The sequence below is a fragment of the Brachybacterium sp. genome, assembly GCF_052095815.1.
In the GTDB taxonomy this organism is placed as follows: domain Bacteria; phylum Actinomycetota; class Actinomycetes; order Actinomycetales; family Dermabacteraceae; genus Brachybacterium.
The window spans coordinates 41366-58395 of the sequence record NZ_JBQDLF010000025.1; the positions used below are offsets into that span (position 1 = coordinate 41366).

General features: G+C 69.7%; 18 protein-coding genes. 8 read left to right on the plus strand and 10 right to left on the minus strand.

The genetic code is table 11. The features are described 5' to 3' along the window. Positions 1-95: 95 nt before the first annotated feature. Positions 96-971 carry a PAQR family membrane homeostasis protein TrhA gene (trhA, locus tag ACTH43_RS11075; RefSeq protein WP_441444956.1) on the minus strand — a complete coding sequence of 292 codons (876 nt, stop codon included), beginning with the start codon at positions 969-971 and terminating at the stop codon, positions 96-98. A gap of 246 nt (positions 972-1217) precedes the next feature. Here trhA and ACTH43_RS11080 point away from each other — a divergent pair, with 246 nt between their 5' ends. Further along, complete coding sequence (locus ACTH43_RS11080; RefSeq protein WP_441444972.1) at positions 1218-1976, plus strand: isoprenyl transferase; 759 nt, start codon at positions 1218-1220, stop codon at positions 1974-1976. 457 nt (positions 1977-2433) lie between these two features. Then, the gene (locus tag ACTH43_RS11085) at positions 2434-3744 is read left to right on the plus strand and encodes a PhoH family protein (RefSeq protein ID WP_441444973.1); all 1311 of its coding nucleotides are present in this window, start codon (positions 2434-2436) and stop codon (positions 3742-3744) included. A gap of 18 nt (positions 3745-3762) precedes the next feature. Here ACTH43_RS11085 and ACTH43_RS11090 read toward each other — a convergent pair whose 3' ends face one another. Next, positions 3763-4155, minus strand: a complete 393-nt coding sequence (locus tag ACTH43_RS11090) for a MerR family transcriptional regulator (protein WP_441444957.1) — start codon at positions 4153-4155, stop codon at positions 3763-3765. Then, positions 4136-4522, minus strand: a complete 387-nt coding sequence (locus ACTH43_RS11095; protein WP_441444958.1) for a hypothetical protein — start codon at positions 4520-4522, stop codon at positions 4136-4138. The genes ACTH43_RS11090 and ACTH43_RS11095 overlap by 20 nt, the downstream gene beginning before the upstream one ends. Positions 4523-4647: 125 nt before the next feature. Between ACTH43_RS11095 and ACTH43_RS11100 the strand changes: the two genes are divergently transcribed. Then, positions 4648-5538 carry a hypothetical protein gene (locus tag ACTH43_RS11100; protein WP_441444959.1) on the plus strand — a complete coding sequence of 297 codons (891 nt, stop codon included), beginning with the start codon at positions 4648-4650 and terminating at the stop codon, positions 5536-5538. 122 nt (positions 5539-5660) lie between these two features. On the opposite strand, the gene ACTH43_RS11105 is transcribed toward ACTH43_RS11100, so the two are convergent. After that, entirely contained in the window at positions 5661-7076 is a 1416-nt protein-coding gene (locus ACTH43_RS11105) for a class II fumarate hydratase (RefSeq protein ID WP_441444960.1), read from the minus strand. 132 nt (positions 7077-7208) lie between these two features. Beyond that, a complete protein-coding gene (locus ACTH43_RS11110; protein ID WP_441444961.1) occupies positions 7209-8120 on the minus strand; it encodes a carbohydrate kinase family protein in 912 nt (303 codons plus the stop codon). 248 nt (positions 8121-8368) lie between these two features. Here ACTH43_RS11110 and ACTH43_RS11115 point away from each other — a divergent pair, with 248 nt between their 5' ends. Continuing rightward, the gene (locus ACTH43_RS11115) at positions 8369-9016 is read left to right on the plus strand and encodes a DUF4245 domain-containing protein (protein ID WP_441444962.1); all 648 of its coding nucleotides are present in this window, start codon (positions 8369-8371) and stop codon (positions 9014-9016) included. A gap of 124 nt (positions 9017-9140) precedes the next feature. On the opposite strand, the gene ACTH43_RS11120 is transcribed toward ACTH43_RS11115, so the two are convergent. Together ACTH43_RS11120 and xseA are read right to left on the minus strand one after the other, a co-directional pair. Further along, positions 9141-9464, minus strand: a complete 324-nt coding sequence (locus ACTH43_RS11120; RefSeq protein WP_441444963.1) for an exodeoxyribonuclease VII small subunit — start codon at positions 9462-9464, stop codon at positions 9141-9143. Continuing rightward, complete coding sequence (gene xseA / locus ACTH43_RS11125) at positions 9461-10885, minus strand: exodeoxyribonuclease VII large subunit (RefSeq protein WP_441444964.1); 1425 nt, start codon at positions 10883-10885, stop codon at positions 9461-9463. Before xseA ends, ACTH43_RS11120 begins: the two co-directional genes overlap by 4 nt. Positions 10886-11081: 196 nt before the next feature. On the opposite strand from xseA, the gene ACTH43_RS11130 reads away from it, so the two are divergent. Continuing rightward, positions 11082-12095, plus strand: a complete 1014-nt coding sequence (locus ACTH43_RS11130; RefSeq protein ID WP_441444965.1) for a 4-hydroxy-3-methylbut-2-enyl diphosphate reductase — start codon at positions 11082-11084, stop codon at positions 12093-12095. Positions 12096-12116: 21 nt separating this feature from the next. Here the strand turns inward: ACTH43_RS11130 and ACTH43_RS11135 are convergent, their stop codons facing one another. After that, positions 12117-13328 (minus strand): DNA recombination protein RmuC, encoded by a 1212-nt coding sequence (locus ACTH43_RS11135; protein ID WP_441444966.1) that lies wholly within the window; start codon positions 13326-13328, stop codon positions 12117-12119. A 68-nt stretch (positions 13329-13396) separates the two neighbouring features. Further along, positions 13397-13759 (minus strand): winged helix-turn-helix transcriptional regulator, encoded by a 363-nt coding sequence (locus tag ACTH43_RS11140; protein ID WP_441444967.1) that lies wholly within the window; start codon positions 13757-13759, stop codon positions 13397-13399. Between the two features lie 182 nt (positions 13760-13941). Here ACTH43_RS11140 and ACTH43_RS11145 point away from each other — a divergent pair, with 182 nt between their 5' ends. Further along, positions 13942-14592 carry an NAD(P)-dependent oxidoreductase gene (locus ACTH43_RS11145; RefSeq protein WP_441444968.1) on the plus strand — a complete coding sequence of 217 codons (651 nt, stop codon included), beginning with the start codon at positions 13942-13944 and terminating at the stop codon, positions 14590-14592. A 68-nt stretch (positions 14593-14660) separates the two neighbouring features. Here ACTH43_RS11145 and ACTH43_RS11150 read toward each other — a convergent pair whose 3' ends face one another. Then, positions 14661-15068 (minus strand): hypothetical protein, encoded by a 408-nt coding sequence (locus ACTH43_RS11150; RefSeq protein ID WP_441444969.1) that lies wholly within the window; start codon positions 15066-15068, stop codon positions 14661-14663. A gap of 195 nt (positions 15069-15263) precedes the next feature. Here ACTH43_RS11150 and ychF point away from each other — a divergent pair, with 195 nt between their 5' ends. Beyond that, on the plus strand, positions 15264-16349 hold the full coding sequence (gene ychF / locus ACTH43_RS11155) for a redox-regulated ATPase YchF (protein ID WP_441444970.1): 1086 nt from the start codon (positions 15264-15266) through the stop codon (positions 16347-16349). A 268-nt stretch (positions 16350-16617) separates the two neighbouring features. Further along, on the plus strand, positions 16618-17030 hold a 413-nt coding region (locus tag ACTH43_RS11160; RefSeq protein WP_441444971.1), incomplete at its 3' end, for a transposase.

The window sequence follows — 17030 nt, forward strand, 5'->3', positions numbered from 1 at the left end:
ACCGTCAGCTGACGGCGGCCCATCCGGAATGCTGCGGCCCATCAGGGCACGGCGTCCCGTCGGATCACTGCAACCCGCCAGATCACGACGACTCGTCAGACCACGGCAACCGTGACTGCCGCGAAGTGGCAGCCGAAGCCGATCAGGGTCCCGGCATGGAAGAGCTCATGGAACCCGAACCAGGCCGGTGAGGGATTCGGGCGCTTGAGCGCATACATGACCGCGCCCGCCGTATAGGCGAGGCCGCCGATCGCCAGCAACCAGACCACGGCCCAGCCGCCGCTGGCCTGCAGCTGCGGCATGTAGAACACCGCCACCCAGCCCAGCGCGATGTAGGCGGGCACGTAGATCCAGCGCGGCGCACCGGTCCAGAACAGCCGGAAGCAGACGCCGACCAGCGCGCCGCCCCATGCGATCGCCAGCAGGGTGCGAGCCGAGCCAGGCTCGAGCATCGCCACCGCGATCGGGGTGTAGGTGCCGGCGATGATCAGGAAGATGTTCGCGTGGTCGAAGCGCCGCAGCATGATCGCCTTCTGTGGGGTCCAGGTGCCGCGGTGATAGACGGCGCTGATGCCGAACAGCAGGCCCGCGGTGAGCACGAACACCGCGCAGGCCAGGCGGATCGCGAAGGTGTCGCCGACAGCGACCAGCATCAGGCCGGCCACCAAAGAGGTGGGGAACGCGATCAGGTGCAGCGTCCCGCGCAGGCGCGGCTTGGGCAGCTGGAGGCCGAGCTGGGTGGCCCGCTGCGCCATCGCCCGGGTGAGGGTGCGCGGAGCGAACGGGAACTTCTCGGCAGTGGGCAGGTCGTCGTCGGACGGCAGCTCGGTGCCCCCGCTGCCCGAGGTCGCCTCGAAGAGCTCCCGCGCGGCGGGATCCTCGAACTCGGGTGCGGTCTGTGCGTGATCAGAAGCGTCGGGGATGTGCCCGGAAGGGCGCCGGCCGTCCTCGTGTCGAAATCCGGAATTCATGAGAACACCGTAACTTACGGGGCCGTAGGTTAATGGTGTGCTCGCTGTGTCCATCCGGTGTCGATTTCCCGGGTTCGTCGAGGCCGCGCCGCAGGGTGACCGATAATGGACAGGTGCGCCCCAGCGCCCACGACCGCGCGTCGCTGAGGCGGGGTGGAGAACGGCCCGTGGCGCGGGCATCCATGAGTGCCAGCGGGCATGAGCACCACCGGGTATGAGCAACAGCGGGACGGAACGGAGGCTGGGATGGACGACGACGGTCTCCTCTACCGCGTTTACGAGCGTCGGCTCACCAAGGAGCTCGAGTCCTTCTCGCTCCCGCAGCACCTGGGCGTGATCGTCGATGGCAACCGCCGTTGGGCGAAGGAGGCGGGGGAGACCACCGAGCATGGCCACCGCGTCGGTGCCGCCAAGATCCTCGAGTTCCTCTCCTGGTGCGACGGTCTCGACATCCCACTGGTCACCGTATGGATGCTCTCCACCGACAATCTGCGCCGCCCGCCCGAGGAGCTCGTCGCCCTCTACGAGATCATCACCGGCACTATCGAGCAGATCATCCAGGCCGGTCACTGCGTGCGGCTGACCGGCAATGCCGAGGCGCTGCCTGAGGAGATGCGCGCCGGGATCGCCCGGGCTCAGGAGCAGGTCATTCGAGAATCCTCGCTGACCGTGAACGTCGCCATCGGATACGGCGGCCGCGAGGAGATCGTCGACGCGGTGCGCGAGCTCGTGCGCGACCTCTCCGGGCAGGGGCTCGACGGCGATCAGATCGCCTCGGCCATCAGCGTCGACTCGATCGCCGAGCACCTCTACACCCGCGGCCAGCCCGACCCGGACCTCATCATCCGCACCTCCGGCGAGCAGCGCCTCTCGGGCTTCCTGCTCTGGCAGTCCGTGCACTCGGAGTACTGGTTCTGCGAGACCTACTGGCCCGGCTTCCGACGGATCGACCTGCTGCGGGCGCTGCGGGACTTCTGCCGCCGGGAGCGCCGCTTCGGCGCCTGAACGGACGATGTCCTGTCTCGGCCCGGGCGGGGTCCGGCTGTGGGCGCTGCGGGGAGAGCGGCTGAGGGTGCGGCGGGGCGTCTGGATGGGGGTCTAGCCGGGCGTCACGTGGCACGGCAGAGCGAACACTCCCGCCCGCCTCCACGCCACCTGCTGTGACCGGTGGCACACTGAAGGCCTCCGGGAGTGCTGCAGAACACCCGGTGACGATCGGGTGAACGTCGTACCCGCACCCTGCGGTACGCGCCCGATGGCGGCTGCCGGCGCGGCTATGGTCCAGGCATCCGCTCGATCTCGGGAGGCACCCATGGAAGAGACCATCACTGCTCGCGAGACGATGCCCGCCACCGACGGCACGGCATCGTTCAGCACCCGCAGCCGAGCGGCGGTGATCGACGCGGCGAACCCCGACGGTGCCCCGGTGGTCCCCTCGCTGCTCCCCGGCGCCGCTCAGCAGATGCTCGCTGAGGTCGAGACCGGGGTGATCACCTACGTGCTGGACACCTCCGTGCTGCTCTCGGACCCGCTGTCCCTGCATCGCTTCGCCGAGCACGACATCGTGCTCCCGATCGTGGTGGTCACGGAGCTCGAGGCCAAGCGCCACCACCCGGACCTCGGCTACTTCGCCCGCCAGGCCCTGCGCCTCCTGGATGATCTGCGCGAGCTGCACGGAAACCTCGCCCAGCCGCTGCCGATCGGCAAGGACGGCGGGCACGTGCACGTCGAGCTCAACCACATGAGCACCGCCTCCCTGCCGGACGGGTTCCGGCTCGGGGACAACGACACCCGCATCCTCGCCGTCGCCAAGAACCTGCAGCTCGAGGGCAAGAACGTGGTGCTTGTCTCGAAGGACCTGCCGATGCGGATCAAAGCGAGCGCGTCGGGCATCCACGCGGAGGAGTACCGCGCCGAGCTGGCGCGCGATCGCGGCTATACCGGCCTGGTCACCACCGCGGTCGATGAGCAGACGATGGCCGATCTCTATGACGGCCAGACGGTCGAGATCCCTGAAGTGGCGCATCAGCCCGTGCACACCGGGCTGACGATCAGCAGCCCCCGCGGCTCTGCCCTCGGGCGCGTCACCCGCGATCGCGAGGTCCGCCTGGTCGAGGGCGATCAGACCGTGTTCGGGGTGGCAGGCCGCTCGGCCGAGCAGCGGATCGCCATCGACCTGCTCCAGGACGAGTCCCTCGGCATCGTCTCCCTCGGCGGCCGCGCAGGCACCGGCAAGAGCGCACTGGCGCTGTGTGCAGGGCTCGAAGCCGTGCTCGAGCGTCGCACCCAGCGCAAGATCATGGTGTTCCGCCCGCTGTTCGCCGTGGGCGGTCAGGAGCTCGGCTACCTCCCGGGCGACCAGGGCGAGAAGATGGGGCCCTGGGGCCAGGCCGTGTTCGACACCCTGGGTTCGATGGTCTCCCAGAACGTGATCGACGAGGTGCTCTCGCGCGGCATGCTCGAGGTGCTGCCCCTGACCCACATCCGCGGCCGCTCCCTCCACGACGCCTTCGTGATCGTCGACGAGGCCCAGTCCCTCGAGCGGAACGTGCTGCTGACGATGCTCTCCCGCATCGGGCAGAACTCCCGGGTGGTGCTCACCCACGATGTGGCCCAGCGCGACAACCTCCGCATCGGCCGCTATGACGGGATCGCCTCCGTGGTCGAGGCGCTCAAGGAGAAGGACCTCTTCGCCCACATCACCCTGCAGCGCTCCGAGCGTTCCAAGGTCGCAGAGCTGGTGACCCACGTGCTGGACGAGCCGGTGTTCTGATCGGGGAGGTCGCGCCCCTCAGCAGTCCAGGGGCGTGTCCGGCCACGGCTCGCCGGCATCGAGCTCCTCCTGCCAGGAGGACAGCAGACTCCGGGCATCCGCGATCGCTGCGGTGCGGCTGTCCAGATCCTGTTCGAGGAGCGCGATCGCCTGCCGCATCGCCACGGTGCGCCCCCTCACCGTCCGGGTGCGGGCCTTCACCTCCAGCACGGAGGAGACCTGCGCGAGCGAGAACCCCGCCCGCCGCAGGGCATCCACGACCCGCAGCAGGTCCAGCACCGCCGCATCGTAGCGGCGCCGGCCAGTCGCATCCCGCTCCGGAGCGGGGATCATTCCCACCCGCTCGTAATAGCGCAGAGTGTCATGGCTGAGCCCGCTACGGGCGGAGACTTCACCGATGAGCAGAGACATACCAGCAGTAGAGCACGACGGCGGGCGCGACCAGCAGAGCCCGCACCAGGTGATGGGACAGGGTGAACTCACCGGCCGCATGGCCCCATAGCAGCGGCCCCAATACCACCAGGGCACCGGCCCCGACTCCAAGGGTGAGGGCGAGAACCCTGCTGTGGTCGCCACCGTTCCCCCACGCCCCGAGGCCCAGGGCGAGACCGAGGGCGGTGCAGCACAGCAGCGCCGCGAGCACGTAAGCCAGCACGGACGGCCAGGCTGCCGCGAGGGATACGACGCCCTCCTGCAGGCCGCTGCGCAGAGCGACCAGGGCGAGCAGCTGCATCAGCGTGAGCAGGGTGAAGGGCACGAGAGCGAGGAGCATCATCATGGAGTGAGCACACCACCTGGAGTGCACTCCAGGTCAAGGAGCGCTCCGGAGCCGTCCCTGGTGCACACTGATGGCGCAGAACTATTGAGCAGTGCGCCATCACGGTGCCGAGAGGACCCGCGATCGTGCCCGAGGAATCCGTCCGCACCACCCGACGGGCCGCCCGTCGCCGCGCACGGGAGCAGCTGGACGATGTCGCGGAGTGGGCGCGGACGGCCGAGGGCCCGCTCACCGTGGCGGAGGCCGAGGCGCGGCTCGTACGCCGGGATCGACACCTGACCTCGACGGTGCTCGACACCCGACGGCATGGCGAGACGGAGACCCCATTCCTGCACCCGCGGCTCCGAGCAGGCCTGAAACCGCTGCGCTGGGCGCTCTGGGCCGCACTCATCGCGCTGCCGTCGCTGCCGCTGCTGCTGATCCCCCGGCACACCGGTTCGAGCAGCCCAGCAGTCCTGGATCATCGCACCGGTCGCTTTCTCGAAGCACTCGAGGTCACCTCGCTGCTGGTGATCGCGGTGCAGCTCGTACTCCTGCTCGCATGGGCGGTCTGGCCGGCGAGGGCCCACGTGGTGCGACTGATCAGCGCAGTCGCGGTCCTGCTCGTCTTCCCTCTGGTGCTGTTCAGCGGCCTGTTCCTCGCGATCCGCGGTGGGACGGGGGACTGGGGGAGCCCGGCATCCCTCAACATCGCCGCCGCAGCACTGGCGATCGGGAATCTCCTCGCCGTCACCTCGCTGCGGAGCCTCGAACACGCCCACGCCCGCGATCTGCAACGGATCCAGCACGCGTTGACCGAGGACACCGAATGGCGCCAGCAGCACTCGGGCCCGCGAGGACCGGTGGCAGCTCTCGGCTGGGCCGTCGCACTGCTGGAGGAGCGTGAGCAGAATGCGCTGCGACGCAACGGGGACCGCGTGCTGCGCGCCCTCGAGGACCGCGGTGAGATCGCTCCCGAGACCACTCGCGCAGCCGCCGAGATGCCGCTCGGGCGATGGCACGAGCTCGACCTCTGACACTGTTTTGACCGCTGACGCTGTCTCGACCGTCGACTGCGTCGCGACCGCTGACTACGCCATGACAGAGGATGGGGCGCCCCACCGACCGGTGGGACGCCCCGTCGCTCAGAAGACTCTGATCAGGCCTTCGGCGCGGTCATGGACAGCACGTCCAGGGCCTCGTCCAGCTGCGCCTCGGTGAGCTCGCCGCGCTCCACGAAGCCCAGCGCGACGACGGCCTCGCGCACGGAGATGCGCTCGGCGACGGCGTGCTTGGCGATCTTCGCGGCGGACTCGTAGCCGATCAGCTTGTTCAGCGGGGTGACGATCGAGGGGGAGGCCTCCGCGTAGAAGCGGGCCTTCTCCTCGTTCGCGACCAGCCCGTCGACGGTCTTGTCCGCCAGCACGGTGGAGGCGTTGGCCAGCAGCCGGATCGACTCGAGCAGGCTCGTGCCCATCAGCGGGATCTGCACGTTCAGCTCGAAGGAGCCCTGCGCGCCGCCCCAGGCGATCGCGGCGTCGTTGCCGATGACTTTTGCGCACACCATCAGCACGGCCTCGGGGATCACGGGGTTGACCTTGCCCGGCATGATCGAGGAGCCCGGCTGCAGGTCAGGGATCGAGATCTCGCCGAGGCCCGTGTTGGGGCCCGAGCCCATCCAGCGCACGTCGTTGCAGATCTTCGTGAGGGAGACCGCGATGGTGCGCAGCGCGCCGGACATCTCCACCAGGCCGTCGCGGTTGGACTGCGCCTCGAAGTGGTTGCGCGCCTCGGTGAGCGGCAGCGAGGTCTGCTCGGCGAGGTTCGCGATGACCTTCTGCGGGAAGCCGATCGGGGTGTTGATGCCGGTGCCGACGGCGGTGCCGCCCTGGGGGACCTCAGCGGTTCGGGGCAGAGCCGCCTCCACACGCTCGATGCCGTAGCGGATCGATGCCGCATAGCCGCCGAACTCCTGGCCGAGGGTCACCGGGGTGGCATCCATCAGGTGGGTACGGCCGGCCTTGACGACGCTCTTCCAGGCCTCGGCCTTCTTCTCGAGCGACTCGGCGAGGTGGGCGAGCGCGGGCAGCAGCTTCTCGACGACGCCCTGCGTGACCGCCACGTGCACCGAGGTGGGGAAGACGTCATTCGAGGACTGCGAGCAGTTCACGTGGTCGTTGGGGTGGACCTCGGTGCCGGCGTTCGTGGCGAGCGTCGCGAGCACCTCGTTCATGTTCATGTTCGAGCTGGTGCCGGAGCCGGTCTGGTAGGTGTCCACCGGGAACTGGTCGTCGTGATCGCCGGCGATCACCGCATCCGCCGCGGCGACGATCGCGTCGGCGATGGCCGAGTCCAGCACCCCGAGGTCCTGGTTCGCGCGCGCCGCTGCCTTCTTCACCTGGGCGAGGGCGTGGATGTGTGCGGGCTCCAGGCCCTGACCGGAGATCGGGAAGTTCTCCACTGCACGCTGGGTCTGCGCCCGGTACAGGGCCGAGGCGGGCACCCGCACTTCGCCCATGGTGTCGTGCTCGATGCGGTAGCCATCCTGCTGCGCGGCGGTCGTGGACTGGTTCATGGAGAGGCCTCCCTCGGGGTTGTCATGCAGTGGATCGGTGGGAACGAACAGGGGCAGGAGAAGTGGTCTGGGGCGCGGGAGCCGTCGAGGGTGCGGGAGCCCCGGTGCGGATGTGCCGGCCGCAATGGCCGGTCAGCTGAGCTCGTGGCTCCAGGGCGGGTTCGCTCCCGCGCGAGAGACGGTGATCGCGGCGAGCGCCGCGGCGCGCCTCAGGAGCGAGGCGACCTCGACGCTCGGCATCGCGGCCAGCGCCGGACGCTTCTGAGCCCCCAGCAGGCCTTTCGCTGCGAGGGCATCGAGGATCCCGGCGGAGAAGGTGTCCCCGGCACCGACGGTGTCGACAGCGTCGATGACGACGGGAGAGACCTGCACCCGGCCGGACTCGGCGAAGCCCACTGCGCCCTCGGCGCCCCGGGTCATCACCGTGAGCGCGGGGCCGAGCTCACGCCAGGAGGCGACCACATCCTCCACGTCGTCTGTGCCGTACAGCCAGGCCACATCCTCATCCGACGCCTTGACGACGTCGCTGAGGGCGATGCTCGCCTCGACCCGTTCGCGCACCAGCTCCGGCGCCCCCATCAGGGAAGGGCGGGCGTTGGGGTCGTAGCTGATGGTCGCGCTCTCCCGACGGCTGCGCAGCACATCGAGCACCGTGCTGGCGCCGGGATCCAGCACTGCGGCGATCGAGGAGGTGTGCACGGCCTCGATCTGAGCGGGCAGGCCCGACGGGTCCGGGTCCCAGAGCAGATCGAACTCGTAGGTGGCAGCTCCGGTGACATCCAGCTGTGCGAGCGCCGTGGAGGTCGGCGCGGCGACCGAGCTGCCGGCCGTCAGCCGTACGCCTGACGCTTCCAGATGGGCACGGATCGCGTCGCCGCGCGCATCGTTGCCGATGCGGGTGAGGAGGTCGGTGGGATGGCCGAGGCGGCTGAGCGCCACGGCCACGTTCAGGGGGGACCCGCCGGGATGCTCACGACGGACGCCGTCGGCGTCGACGACGATGTCAGTGAGTGCTTCTCCGACGATCAGGAATCTCGCGTTCACCGCTCGATCATTGCAGGTTTCTGGGGGCGGGGCGAACGCGGGAGCAGGCGGCGGGGCGCAGCGACCGGCCGCCTGCAGTGCCGTGCCGTGCCGTGCGGCGGGTCTGGTTCGCGGTGATCCGGTGCAGCCAGGTCCGGGCGCTGTGCTGCACGAGGTGGCGCGGCGCGTGTCAGTGCCTGTGGTGAGGTCGACGGGTGGGGCGCCTCACCCTGACAGCCAGCGCGGAGGGGAGCAGGGACAATGGGGTCATGCACGATCCCGACCACGAGACCTCCGCACCTCCGGAGCAGGCTGCGCCGACCGCGCAGCCAGCGTCCCCGGCACCCCGGCCGCAGCCGAAGTCCGCCTATGAGCTGCCGTCGAAGAAGAACACCGTGCTGCGCAACATGGTGTGGGCGCTCGCCTTGACGATGGCGGTGGTGGTCGTGATCGGCATCGCATTCTTCGGCGTGGGCAGTGATCTGAAGCGTGAGCCGCTGGAGAACTCCGACCTCGATGTGTCCGCGAGCGCGGAGCGTGCACAGCGCAGCGTGCCGTTCCCGGTGGCCGTGCCTGCGGTGGGGGAGGAGTGGAGCGAGCGCTCCGCACGTTTCGCCGATGGGCAGGACCCGCGCTGGGTGGTGCAGTACTCCTCACCGCAGGGGCAGCTGGTGACCCTCACCGAGGGTTCTGAGGTCAGTGCTCCGATGCTCTCCGCAGCGTTGCCGGGCAGTGTCGTCGAGGGGGAGCTCACCATTGAGGGCGCCGAGTGCAGCCTGCTCAGCGGCGGCGAGCAGAGTTCCAGGCAGCTCGGCATCTCCTGTCAGGGCACGGACTGGGGCTTCCTCGTCCACGGCGATGCCGAGCAGGCCGAGCTCGAGGAGCTCGCGGGCGCCGCTCTGACGTCGATCGGCTGAACGGCCCGCAGTCGCACTGCCTCATGGCCGCGCGACCCGGGGCCACACTGCTGCATTGATGGTCGGCGCTGGGCCGCGCGAAGCCGCACTGGCCCGCAGTCGAGCGGCTTTCAGCCGCATTGCGTCAGCGTGAGGCGCCGTCCTCAGAGCGTCGCGCGGCGACGGCATCGTCGAGGCGTTCGCGGGCGCCGTCGAGCCACTGCTGGCAGCGGCGGGCGAGCATCTCGCCGCGTTCCCACAGCCCGATCGAATCCTCGAGCCCGCCCTGCCCGGATTCGAGCCGCCGCACGACATCGACGAGCTGGTCGCGGGCGGCCTCGTAGGAGAGCTCAGCGATATCGGCGGGCAGCTGCTGCGCACCGTCGGCGGGGGTGACCGAGGGGCTGCTGGCCGCGGGGTCGCCCTCGGTCGCCGTCAGTTCGTTCTCGGGGCTCGTGCTCGGGGTCATCGGGTCTCCTCGGGAGGGGTGGTCTGGTGGGAGGGCAGGGCCTGGTCGGAAGGGACGGCCCGGTCGGAGGGCAGAGTCTTGCCGGAAGCGACGTCCTGCTCGGAAGGGAAGGCCTGGGTGGGCTGCGCAGGAGGGGTGTACGGGTCATCGGTGGTGCGCTGCACCCCGAAGCGACCCCCGGCCACGCGGACCGAGAGTGCCTGCCCGGTGGCGGACTGGTCAGGGGCGCGGATGATCGTGCCGCCGGCGTCCTGGACCACGGCGTAGCCGCGCTCGAGGGTCGCCAACGGACTGAGGGAGCGCACCTGGCGTCCCAGGTGATCGACCTCGTCGGCCGCCCGGTCCAGGCGGGAGCCGATCAGCGTGCGGGCCAGGGAGATCCGGGACCGGATCTCGTCCGCCCGGCCAGCGAGGATCGTGGCCGGGTTCTCCAGCACGGGCCGCGATCGCATCGCATCCAGCGCGGACTGCTCACGCTCGATGCGGGCCCGGATCCCCGCTCGCAGCCGGGTGCGGCCGAGGTCCAGCTGCTCGACCTCGGCCTGGATATCGGGGACAACCCGCTTCGCGGCATCGGTGGGGGTGGACGCGCGGACATCCGCCGCGAGGTCGATCAGCGGGGTGTCCACCTCGTGACCGATGGCGGAGACGATCGGAGTCTTCGCGGCGGCGACCAGCCGGGTCAGCTGCTCGTCGGAGAAGGGCAGCAGATCCTCGAGGGAGCCGCCGCCACGGGAGATGATGATGACGTCGACCTCCTCGCGCTCGTCGAGCTCGCGCAAGGCTGCGGAGACCTCCCGCACCGCCTTCGCGCCCTGCACCGCGACCTCACGGATCTCGAACCTCACCGCTGGCCAGCGGCGCTGGGCGTTGACGACCACGTCTCGCTCGGCCGCGGATTCCCGGCCGCAGATCAGGCCCACCACGCGGGGCAGGAACGGCAGCGGCTGCTTCCGAGAGGCGGCGAACAGCCCCTCGGCTGCGAGCACGCGCTTGAGCTGCTCGAGCCGGGCCAGCAGCTCACCGAGGCCCACCGGACGGATGTCGTCGGCTTCGAGCTGGAGGCTTCCGCGCTTGGTCCAGAAGGTGGGCTTGGCGTGGATCACCACCCGTGCACCCGGGACCGGCTCGACCGGGAGGGTGCGCAGCACATGCTCGCGAACCGGGACCGAGAACGACATATCCACGTCGATGTCCCGCAGCGTCATGAAGCTCATGCCCGCGCCCGGTCGACGGTTGAGCTGGACGATCTCGCCCTCGACCCACAGTGGGGCCATCCTCGCCACGTACTCGCCGACCTTGACGGACAGCTGCCGCAGCGGCCACGGATTCTCTGCGGTGGTCTGCGCTGCGGTGGCGGCCAGTGCGGGCCGGGCTGCCGCGCCGCTGTCCGCATCCGGCTCGGGAGAGGTCTGCGTCATGGGGTCCACTCTGGCACGAGGTCCGGACAGCTCATCGCAGCCGGGCCCAGCTGTGGACGCACTGCACCTGTGGAGGGACAGCGCCTGTGGAGGGACAGCGCCTGTGGCCGCACAGTGCCTGTGGAGCGAGGGTGCCTGTGGAGGGATGGTGAGTCTTGCCCCACCACCCTGCCACCAGCGCGGTTCGCCTCCTACGATGGGAGGCGTGAGCACCGGAACCGTCCTTCTTGCCGAGCCGCGCGGCTACTGCGCGGGTGTCGACCGAGCTGTGGTCGCCGTCGAACGTGCCTTGGAGCATTACGACGAGACCATCTACGTGCGCCACGAGATCGTCCACAACAAGTTCGTGGTGGACCGTCTGAAGGAGAAGGGCGCCGTGTTCGTCGAGGAGGTCGACGAGGTCCCCGAGGGGGCGCTCGTGATCTTCTCCGCCCACGGCATCTCCCCGAAGGTCCGCGAGATGGCCGAGGCACGCAATCTCCGCACCATCGATGCGACCTGCCCCCTGGTGACCAAGGTCCACAAGGAAGCGGTGCGCTTCGCCCGCCAGGACTACGACATCCTGCTGGTGGGCCACGAGGGCCACGAGGAGGTCGAGGGCACCGCTGGCGAGGCACCCGAGCACGTCCAGATCGTGAACTCGCCGGACGACGTCCACAAGGTCACCGTGCGCGACCCCGAGAAGGTCGTCTGGCTCTCCCAGACCACCCTCAGCGTCGACGAGACGATGGAGACGGTCGACAAGCTGCGTGAACGCTTCCCGACACTGCAGGCCCCGCCCAGCGATGACATCTGCTACGCCACCCAGAACCGCCAGGTCGCGATCAAGAAGATCGCCCCGGACGCGGATCTGGTGCTGGTGGTCGGCTCCCCGAACTCCTCGAACTCCGTGCGCCTGATGGAGGTCGCCAAGGATGCCGGCGCGAAGGCCTCCCACCGCATCGACTCGGTCTCCGAGCTGCGCGAGGAGTGGTTCGAGGGCGTCGGGACCGTGGGCGTGACCTCCGGTGCCTCGGTGCCGGACGTGCTGGTCCAGGAGCTGCTCGCCGAGCTGGCCGAGCGGGGCTACGGAGACGTGAAGCCTGTGCGCACTGCGACGGAGGACCTGATGTTCTCCCTCCCGCGCGAGCTGCGCCAGGAGATGAAGAACCGGGGTGTGAGCGACAGCCGCACCAAGCCCACCGGTGAGGGTGCGACCGCCGAGTCCTGATCTGAGCGCTGCCCGCCCGAGTCAGCCCGTACGGTCCTCGCGCAGGGGCTGCGAGCGGGACTCCACGGGTGCGGCGAGGTCCGCGATCTCCTCCTCATCGAGTGTGCGCGCCCGTCGCGTGAGCTGCTCGACCTCGTCCACCGGGGTGCCGGCGAGTCCGAGCTCCTCGAATCGTCGTGCGGTGACCATCACACGTGACTGCAGGGAGCCGACCGCCTCGTTGAACGCGGCGACCGACGAGTCCAGCGAACGGCCCACCTTGCCCAGGTGCCCGGTGAAGGTCCCGAGCCGGTGGTGCAGCTCCCGGCCCGCGTCGAGCACGGCGCGGGCATCGCGGTTCAGGGCGTCGGTGCGCCAGGTGTGCGCGACGGTGCGCAGCAGCGCGACCAGCGTGGACGGGGAGGCGATCACGACGTCCTTGGCGAAGGCATCCTCGAGCAGATGGGGATCGGTCTCGAGCGCCGCGGCCAGCACTCCGTCACTGGGCACGAACAGCACCGTGAACTCCGGGGTGTCCCCGAGCGCCTTCCAGTACGCCTTCGCGGAGATCACGCCCACGTGGTGGCGCAGCGCCTTCGCGTGAGCCTTCCGGCGCGACGCGGCGCGCTCCGGGTCCGTCTCCTCGGTCGCATCGAGATAGGCGTCCATCGGCGCTTTCGCATCGAGCACCACATGCCGGTCCCCGGAGAGGTGGACCACCAGGTCCGGGCGCTGCCCGGCGTTCCCGTCGGCCCGCGTGCCGGAGAGCTGCTCGGAGAAGTCCACGTGCTCGATCATTCCGGCGGCCTCAACGATCCGCCGCAGCTGCACCTCGCCCCAGCGTCCGCGTGCGGTGGGGGCGCGCAGCGCGGCGGTGAGGGCGCTGGTGCCGGACTCGAGGGACTGCGCGCGCTGGGCGAGCTGGCCGAGGTGCGCCCGCAGCGCCCCTTCCGCCTCGATGCGCGCGGCCTCGGAACGGGCCAGGGACCGCTCGAGATGGGCGAGCGTGGAAGAGATCGGCGCGAGGGTGCGCTGGAGCTCGACCTCACGCTCCTCCTCGGCCGCGTCCCTGCGGGCGACGTCCCGCTCGTGGCGCTCATCGGCCAGGCGCAGCAGCTGCCCGGCCGCATCCGTCTCGGAGCGCCGGCTCTCCACCAGCGCCCGCGCACGCTCGCGCAGCAGCAGCCAGGTCACCGCGGCGCCGAGCACCGCGCCGAGGGTCAGCCCGATCAGGAGCATCTGTGTTCCGCTCATGCGCCCCAGCACACCACGGGGGTGTGACGCGCGAGCGCCGCCACGCCCGACGGCCGACGGGAGGGACTTCAGGCGAGCGCGGAGCCGGCCCGCGCGGCCTGCACCTCGTCCATGTGCTGCCGCGCCCACTCCACCAGGCCGTGCAGCGGCGCCAGCAGGGAGCGGCCGAGGGGTGTGAGCTCGTACTCGACCCGCGGCGGGATCTCCGGATAGGCGGTGCGCAGCACCAGCCCGTCGGCCTCGAGCGAGCGCAGGGTCTGGGTGAGCATCTTCTGCGAGATGCCGTCGACACGGCGGGAGATCTGGGAGAAGCGCTGCGGGCCGTCCTCGAGCATGCCGATCACGAGCACCGTCCAGCGGTCGCCGATGCGGTCGAGCAGCTGTCGCGAGGGGCACTCGCGGTTGTAGGGGTCGAAGTCGAACAGGGCCATCACGAGCTCCTCTGTGAGGGACGGAATACCGCGGAGGGATGGTTACCGCAAAGTGCCTACTTCCCATTAGAGACTAGGTTACCTACGGTGAGTGTCAAGGTCCACGGCATCTGCAGCGGGCCAGGGGCATCCTCGCCCCGTGATCTCGACCGCGCTCAGGAGAGCGCACGGAAGGAGAGCCCATGGCTCGCATCATCGTTCTGGGAGGCACCGGATACGCCGGGAGCCACATCGTCGCGGAAGCGGCAGGCCGCGGCCACGAGGTCGTCGCCGTCAGTCGCACCGCGCCGGAGTCGCTGCCCGCCGGCACCACCCACCGCGCCGGCGATGTGCGCGATGCGGAGTTCCTCGCAGAGCTCCTGGACGGCGCCGACGTCGTGATCGCGGCCGCGTCGCCCCGTGGCGACCTCGCCGAGGCGGGCCTGCTGCGCAGTGCCTACACGGACCTCCGCGGCCTCGCCGCCGAGAAGGGCGTCCGCCTCGGCGTGATCGGGGGCGCCGGCTCGCTGTTCGTCTCCGAGGGCGGCCCCAAGCTCGTTGACATCCCCGAGTTCCCCGAGCCGTTCAAGGTCGAGGCCCGTGAGCTTGACGCCGTCCTCGAGGACCTGCGCGCCGAGGGCGAGGAGCTGGACTGGTTCTTCGTCAGCCCCGCCGCGATGTTCAACGGCATGAACCCGGGCGAGGCCAAGGGCACCTACCGCGTCGGCGGCGACGTGATGCTCGCGGACGAGGAGGGGAACTCCGAGCTCTCGGGCGCGGATCTGGCCCTCGCGATCCTCGACGAAGTCGAGACGCCGGCCCACCGCCGCACCCGCTTCGCCGTCGCGTACTGAAGGACCCTCGCCCGCTGATCCGCCTCGGCGCAACGGCCGGGCCTCGCTCGGGGCTCGGCCGTTCGTCGTCAAGAGGGGAGCGAGCCCGTACGAATCAGGTGGTCGAACTCGCGGGCGAAGCGCTCGGCGTCGGCCCTGCGGTGCGGCACCATCTTCACCTCGCGGCCCGAGGCGGCGGTCACCTTCACGCGCGAGAAGAGCCCGGGCCGGTAGGCCACACCCGTCACCTCGGCGGCGAGGACCTCCTGCTTGATCTTCGCTCTCTTGAGCGGGCCCGCGACGGCGGCGAGCATCACTCGCGAGGCGGTCGCGATCAGCACGTTCGGGAAGTCCCCGGCCACACCCGGCAGCACCAGCAGCACCTCTTCCTCGGGAGTCATCAGCGAGGGGACGTCGCGGCGCAGCCCCGCGCTCTCGAACAGCTCGTTGCGGTTCAGAGCGGTCGCATAGGTCATGGAGGCGCGCGAGGCTGACATGCTCCGAGTCTAGGGATCGTTCCCTCCCCAGGAGCCGGCCGAGCCGGTGCCCGCGCAGCTCGCCGCCACGTGCGCTCACTGTGCTGACCGCCGCCGATGGGGAGGGCGCGAGGGCCAAGGTGACCCTCATGGGGTCTGCGACGTCACCCCCGGGGCGGGGTCACGGCCGGGCACGGTCCCGTAGAATCAGCTCCCGTGGCTCTAACAATCGGAATCGTGGGACTGCCCAACGTCGGCAAGTCGACCCTCTTCAACGCCCTGACCCGCGCTGAGGTCCTCGCCGCGAACTACCCGTTCGCGACCATCGACCCCAACATCGGCATGGTCCCGCTGCCCGATCCGCGACTGGCGGAGCTCGCCACCGTGTTCGGCAGCCAGAAGCTGCTGCCTGCGACCGTGTCCTTCGTGGACATCGCCGGCATCGTCAAGGGCGCCAGCGAGGGTGAGGGCCTGGGCAACAAGTTCCTCGCCAACATCCGCGAGGCCGACGCGATCTGCCAGGTCACCCGCGCCTTCGCGGACCCGGACGTGACCCGCGTGGAAGGCTCCACCGACCCCTCCAACGACATGGAGGTCATCACCACCGAGCTGATCCTCGCCGACCTCCAGACCATCGAGAACTCGATGCAGCGCCTGGAGAAGGACACCAAGCGCGGCCTGGTCGACTCCGCCGTGCTCGAGAACGTCATCAAGGCGAAGGCATTGCTGGAGACCGGCAAGACCCTCTACCAGGGCGCTGAGGCGGCCGGCATCGACGTCGCCGCGATCCGGGACCTGCAGCTGATGACGGCCAAGCCCTTCATCTACGTCTTCAACACCGACGAGGAGGGGCTCGCCGATGCCGCCTCCCAGCAGGCGCTGCGTAACCTCGTCGCCCCCGCCGAGGCGATCTTCCTCGACGCGAAGTTCGAGTCCGAGCTCATCGAGCTCGACGAGGACGAGGCCGCCGAGATGCTCGAGTCCACCGGCCAGGAGGAGTCGGGCCTCGCCCAGCTCGCCCGTGTCGGCTACGACACCCTCGGCCTGCAGTCCTACCTGACCGCCGGCCCCAAGGAGTCCCGCGCCTGGACCATCCCCAAGGGAGCCACCGCCCCCCAGGCCGCCGGCGTCATCCACACCGACTTCGAGCGAGGCTTCATCAAGGCCGAGATCGTCTCCTTCGACCAGCTCATGGAGGCCGGCTCAATGGCGGAGGCCAAGGCCAAGGGCTGGGTGCGCATCGAGGGCAAGGACTACGTCATGAAGGACGGCGACGTGGTGGAATTTAGGTTCAACGTATAAAAATGCCGCCTGAATAGGGTTTTCGTCTCTTCTGCCTCAAGCCGAGGAATTTGCCGGAGTTCCGATCTAGCGTGCGCAACCAGGCGAGTAAGTGCCTCAACCGCTTAGGTCGTTGGCATTCCGCGGTATCCAGTAGGCGTGACCCACACATGAGCGGTAACCACTTGTCGCCCGCTGTCTCGGGCGTTACGCAGAGACGGTACGGGTGGTGTCATAGCGTCTAAGCAACACTCCCGGTCGGTGGGGGCTTGAGGCGAGGAGGCCTGGGATGGCGCGGCGGAGGCTTACGTTCACGGAGCGGATGGAGATCTCGACGGGATCGAAGGCCGGGTGGGGAGTCCACAGGATCGCTTCTCACCTGGGTAGATGCCCGTCAGTGGTCTCCAGAGAGCTTCGACGGAACTCCACGAAGACGCGCGGCTATCAAGCCGTGACCGCGGACGTGACCGCGCAACGCCAGCGCTCGCGCCCACAGGTCCGAAAAGTCGCGAAGGACCCCGTGCTCAAGGCCCGCGTCAACGCCGACCTCGCAGCGTCATGGACACCGAACGAGATCGCGGGCCGCTTGCGTCTGGAGGCCGCAGACCCGACCGTTGAACGCATGGCGAATTCTCCGAACGCTCAGGGCCGCACCGTCAGCGGAGAAGCGATCTACCAGTACATCTACGCGATCCCCCGCGG